This is a genomic window from Mycobacterium kyorinense, from assembly GCF_002101735.1.
In the GTDB taxonomy this organism is placed as follows: domain Bacteria; phylum Actinomycetota; class Actinomycetes; order Mycobacteriales; family Mycobacteriaceae; genus Mycobacterium; species Mycobacterium kyorinense.
This window is the reverse complement of record NZ_LQPE01000053.1, coordinates 1-4105: the sequence shown is the minus strand read 5'-3', so window position 1 is coordinate 4105 and position 4105 is coordinate 1. Positions and strand designations below refer to the sequence as shown.

Annotated in this window: 3 protein-coding genes and 1 pseudogene; 1 reads left to right on the top strand and 3 read right to left on the bottom strand. The window is 65.6% G+C overall.

The window, feature by feature from the left end; genetic code table 11:
* The first annotated feature begins 646 nt into the window (after positions 1 to 646).
* Positions 647 to 1549 carry a sigma-70 family RNA polymerase sigma factor gene (locus tag AWC14_RS08255; RefSeq protein WP_045375775.1) on the top strand — a complete coding sequence of 301 codons (903 nt, stop codon included), beginning with the start codon at positions 647 to 649 and terminating at the stop codon, positions 1547 to 1549.
* On the opposite strand, the gene AWC14_RS08250 is transcribed toward AWC14_RS08255, so the two are convergent.
* From AWC14_RS08250 to AWC14_RS08240, 3 genes and pseudogenes are all read right to left on the bottom strand, one after another.
* Positions 1521 to 2591: an alpha/beta hydrolase gene (locus AWC14_RS08250; protein ID WP_045375768.1), complete on the bottom strand. Its 1071-nt coding sequence runs from the start codon at positions 2589 to 2591 to the stop codon at positions 1521 to 1523. The two genes, AWC14_RS08255 and AWC14_RS08250, sit on opposite strands and share 29 nt — an antisense overlap.
* 47 nt (positions 2592 to 2638) lie before the next feature.
* Complete coding sequence (locus AWC14_RS08245; RefSeq protein WP_045375770.1) at positions 2639 to 3367, bottom strand: helix-turn-helix domain-containing protein; 729 nt, start codon at positions 3365 to 3367, stop codon at positions 2639 to 2641.
* A gap of 18 nt (positions 3368 to 3385) precedes the next feature.
* Positions 3386 to 4018: pseudogene (locus tag AWC14_RS08240) on the bottom strand (carboxymuconolactone decarboxylase family protein); the annotation flags it as partial.
* Between the last annotated feature and the right edge of the window lie 87 nt (positions 4019 to 4105).

The window sequence follows — 4105 nt, the reverse complement described above, 5'->3', positions numbered from 1 at the left end:
CGGATGGGTGGGGCTGCTGGGGGTTGGGGACCTCCGAGCGGCGCGACTGCCGGGGGTGATGCTGGCGGCAGGTTGTGGTCGTAGGGGCCACCCGCGCAAACACCCGTCGGGTTCGCTATGCACGCCGGATCTGCAGGCCCAGTGGGGACGCCGGCGGGAGAGCCGAGGGCGAAGGGACCACCCGCACACGCTGCATTCCAAGGCATCGACGCGTATGTGGGGTCGTTGGGGCTGGTGGGTTGTCGAGGCGGTGGCGGATAGTTAGAGCTGGCGGCACAGACAGGATTCGCGGGGTCTGGCACACAACTGGGTTGGTCGATGGGTTCCGCATTGGCCGGGGCTTGCGAAACTCACTGTGGGTACCACAATCAACGCGCCCACGGCCGCTAGCTTCTAGATCCTGCCACAGCTGCTCAAACGCTTTGTCCAACGCATCGATCACCCCTTTCGTGAATACGACTGCAGGCGTACAGCCCGAAACACGTGCGCGCACAATGCCTTTGCTATCGACGGGGCTAACATGAAATCTAGTGGTTAAACCTGAGCGGATACCGTGAAGATTTTCTTTCAGCCCTGTGAACATGACGCGAGAACGCTTCAACTCGAACACTTTCGGCTGAGCGAACCGGCGTTCTACGCTGAAGCAATGACGGTTGCCCAGCGAGCTGACGAGTTCGAATCGTTGCGGCCCCAGCTGCTGGCCGTCGCCTACCGGCTGACCGGGACGTTCGCCGACGCCGAGGACATCGTGCAGGAAGCCTGGCTGCGCTGGGACGGCACCGACGATCACATTGTGGACTTGCGGGCGTGGTTGACGACGGTCGTCAGTCGCCTTGCGTTGGACCGGCTGCGGTCGGCGCGGCATCGGCGTGAGACCTATGTCGGGGAGTGGCTGCCCGAACCAGTGGTGACCGGTTTCGACGGCGCCGACCCACTGGCGGCGGTGGTTGCCGGCGAGGAGGCGCGGTTCGTCGCAATGGTCGTGCTCGAGCGGCTCAGCCCGGATCAACGGGTGGCATTCGTGCTGCACGACGGCTTCGCAGTACCGTTCACCGAAGTCGCCGACGTGTTGGGCACCAGCGCCGCCGCCGCCCGGCAGCTGGCGTCGCGGGCGCGGCGGGCGGTTGGCGACTCGCCGCCGCCGGCCCCGGATTCAGCGCACAACGAGGTGGTGAGCAAGCTGATGGCGGCCCTTGCCTCCGGTGACATGGCCGCCACGGTCGCGCTGCTGCATCCCGACGTGACTTTCACCGGCGATTCCAACCGCAGGGCGCCGACGGCGGCCCGGGTCATCCATGGCGCGGACAAGGTGGCGCGCTTCATGTTTGGGCTTGCAAAACGTTACGGACCATCGTTCGTCACCGCGAACCAGCTCGCGCTCGTCAACGGCGAGCTGGGCGCCTACACGCCGGGATCGTCGGGCGACGACGGCTATCAGGCGATGATGCCGCGGGTCACCGCGATGACCGTGCGTGACGGAAAGGTTTGCGCCATCTGGGATATCGTCAATCCCGACAAGTTCACCGGATCTCCGCTGCGGTCTCGGTAGCGACCGCGAGGCCGCGTTTAAGTGCTCCGGCCGCCTCGGCGGCGGCTTCCGCAAACCGGCCTCCGATACTCACGAAGTTGAGGTAGGCGTGCGGCAAGTCGGCCTGGCGGCTCAGTTCTACCGACACTCCGGCGGCTCGCAATTTGTCCGCGTATGCCTCGCCCTCGTCACGCAGCGGATCGAAACCGGCACTGGCGATATAGGCCGGCGGCAAGCCGTTGACATCGCCATGCAGTGGTGACAGTCGCGGATCGCTCAGATCGGTACCCGGCGGTACATAGTTGGCCAGTGCCCACCGCAGATTCTGGTCGGTGAAGGTGGAACTCTGGTTGAAGAGGTCACGCGAAGGCCGGTGTGTGCCCAGGTCTGTTGGCGGGTACATTAGCAGCTGAAACGCCGGGACCGGACCGCCTCGTCGCACCATCTGCTGTGTGGTCACTGCGGCGAGATTGCCGCCAGCGCTGTCCCCGCCGATAGCGATGCGGCCGGGATCTGCACCCAGATCGGCGGCGTGTTGGCACGTGTATTCGAAGGCGGTGACGGCGTCGTCGACGGCAGCGGGGAATCGGTGCTCGGGCGCGCGTCGGTACTCGACCGACAGCACTCGCACGCCGGCCTGGCTTGCGAAGTAACGGGCGACGGGGTCGTGGCTTATGCGTGAGCCGACCGAGAAGCCGCCGCCGTGGTAGTACACCAGCAGTTCTGACGGCTCGGGTACTTCCGCAGGGGTGTACAAAGTGGCCGGGAGGTGGCCGTGCGCGGCAGAGATGATGACCTCCCGCAGCGCGACAGGCACCGGCGATTCGTACCCGATGAGTTGCGGAAGGCCGTCGTATCGCCGACGGGCCTTGTCAATCGGATCGGTGAAAACGTCTGAGCCGGAAAGGTTTTTGAGCCTGATCATCAGCTGTGCGTCGAGTGCCTGCGTCTGTCCGTCGATCCGCACCGGCGGGCCGGCCAATAGCCGACGGACCGGGTTGGGCAACGCGAATAACGCGCGGAACGCGGTGGCCTTTGCGCGGATGCCTAACGGTGCTGTCATGCCAATCAGCGTGAGCCAACCGCGACGGAGACGCTTGTACGGATCCGTCAGGTTTCTCGCACCGCTTGCGCGAAGTCGCGCGGCGCAGCCCCGGTCATCTCCCAGCACACCTTGTTGGCGTGCGAGCCGTCGGCGAATCCGGCCAGATGGGCGGCGTCGGTGACGGAGCGACCGTCGATCAGGTGGCCGACTGCGGTCACCAGACGCTCCCAGCGGATCGCGGCCGAGAACGAGACGCCGGTCTGCTGCTTGCACAGCCGCCCGAGATAATCGCGCGACAGTGCTACGGCACTCGCGACCGAAGCCACATCGACGTGTTCGGGCACGCGACTTGAAACGACCTCAATCGCTTGCCGTAGTTGCGGGTGAACGGGTCGTGGCTCCTGCGTTCCGCAAAGCTGATCGACGAGAAAATCCGCGGCGACATCCGGACCAGCGGTGTCTAGCAACGCCGCCGTCGTCTCCGCTAGGTTCGCCCCATCATCGGCAATCCAGACACCATGATGCGCCATCGTGTTCAGCGCAACGCCCTGCGGGGTTTGCAGCCCGAAATACAGCGTCAATGCCCTTGATTCCGAATCTGACCGCACGGCATGGGGTGCACCGCTCGCTACCACGACCAGCCGGCACGTGTCGTGCCCGTCGCCGTCGGGAGCAACCGTTAAGCCACCCCGTCCACCGACCGTGACCTGAACCGCCGGATGATGGTGGACCGCCAGATCCGAGAACGCGCCAGCAACCATGAGCCGACCCGGCCCGAGCTCCCACACGCGCATTGCGCCACTGTACCGCCGTCAGCCCTGGCTCTGACTTGTCTCGCCAGCCCACGGCACGCGGCAGGCGTCACCGGAGTTGAAACCCTGCTCGGTGATGCCGAGTGCCGAATACATCCGGGCCCGCATGTTCTCCACGCCGATCTGATAGGTCAGCTCGACCACGCCGGCGTCGCCGAAGCGGGCCCGCAGATCGGCGACCTGCTCGTCGGTGACGGAGTGCGGGTCGGTGGTGATCGCGTCGGCGTAGGCGATCGCTGCGCGCTCGTCGTCGGTGTAGCGCGGCGACGTCGCGTAGTTATCGATGTCTTTCAGCCGTTCGACGTCGAGGCCGTCGAGGCGCTGCAGCATGGACCCGAAGTCGACGCACCAGGAGCAGCCGATGGTGCGGGCGGTCCAAAACACCGCCAGCTCACGCACGCTCGCCGGTAGGGCTTTCGAGCCGCGTTCCAGCAGAGACTCGTGGACCGCGTTGGCGGCGAGCAGTCGCGGGTGATGGGCCACGATCGTGAACGGCTCGGGCACTTCGCCGAACCGCCGCTTGGCGTAGCGGTAGGCGGCGCGCACCCACAGCGGTGCCTTCTTCGGGGGCAGCGGTTCGATACGGGTTTTCTGTGTCATACCCGTTAGACGAGGCAGTCGGAGGAAGTGTGACAGGCCCCGCCGCGAGCGTGTTGCTCCTATGTCAAGCGGCCGTGTTTTGCGGTGATTGATGGCTGGTTTTGTGGTCGGCTCGTAGGC

Bases quoted from the DNA above. Each gene is read 5' to 3' on its own strand.
- AWC14_RS08255 (WP_045375775.1), top strand. From the start codon at position 647: ATGACGGTTGCCCAGCGAGCTGACGAGTTCGAATCGTTGCGGCCCCAG.
- AWC14_RS08250 (WP_045375768.1), bottom strand. From the start codon at position 2,591: ATGACAGCACCGTTAGGCATCCGCGCAAAGGCCACCGCGTTCCGCGCG.
- AWC14_RS08245 (WP_045375770.1), bottom strand. From the start codon at position 3,367: ATGCGCGTGTGGGAGCTCGGGCCGGGTCGGCTCATGGTTGCTGGCGCG.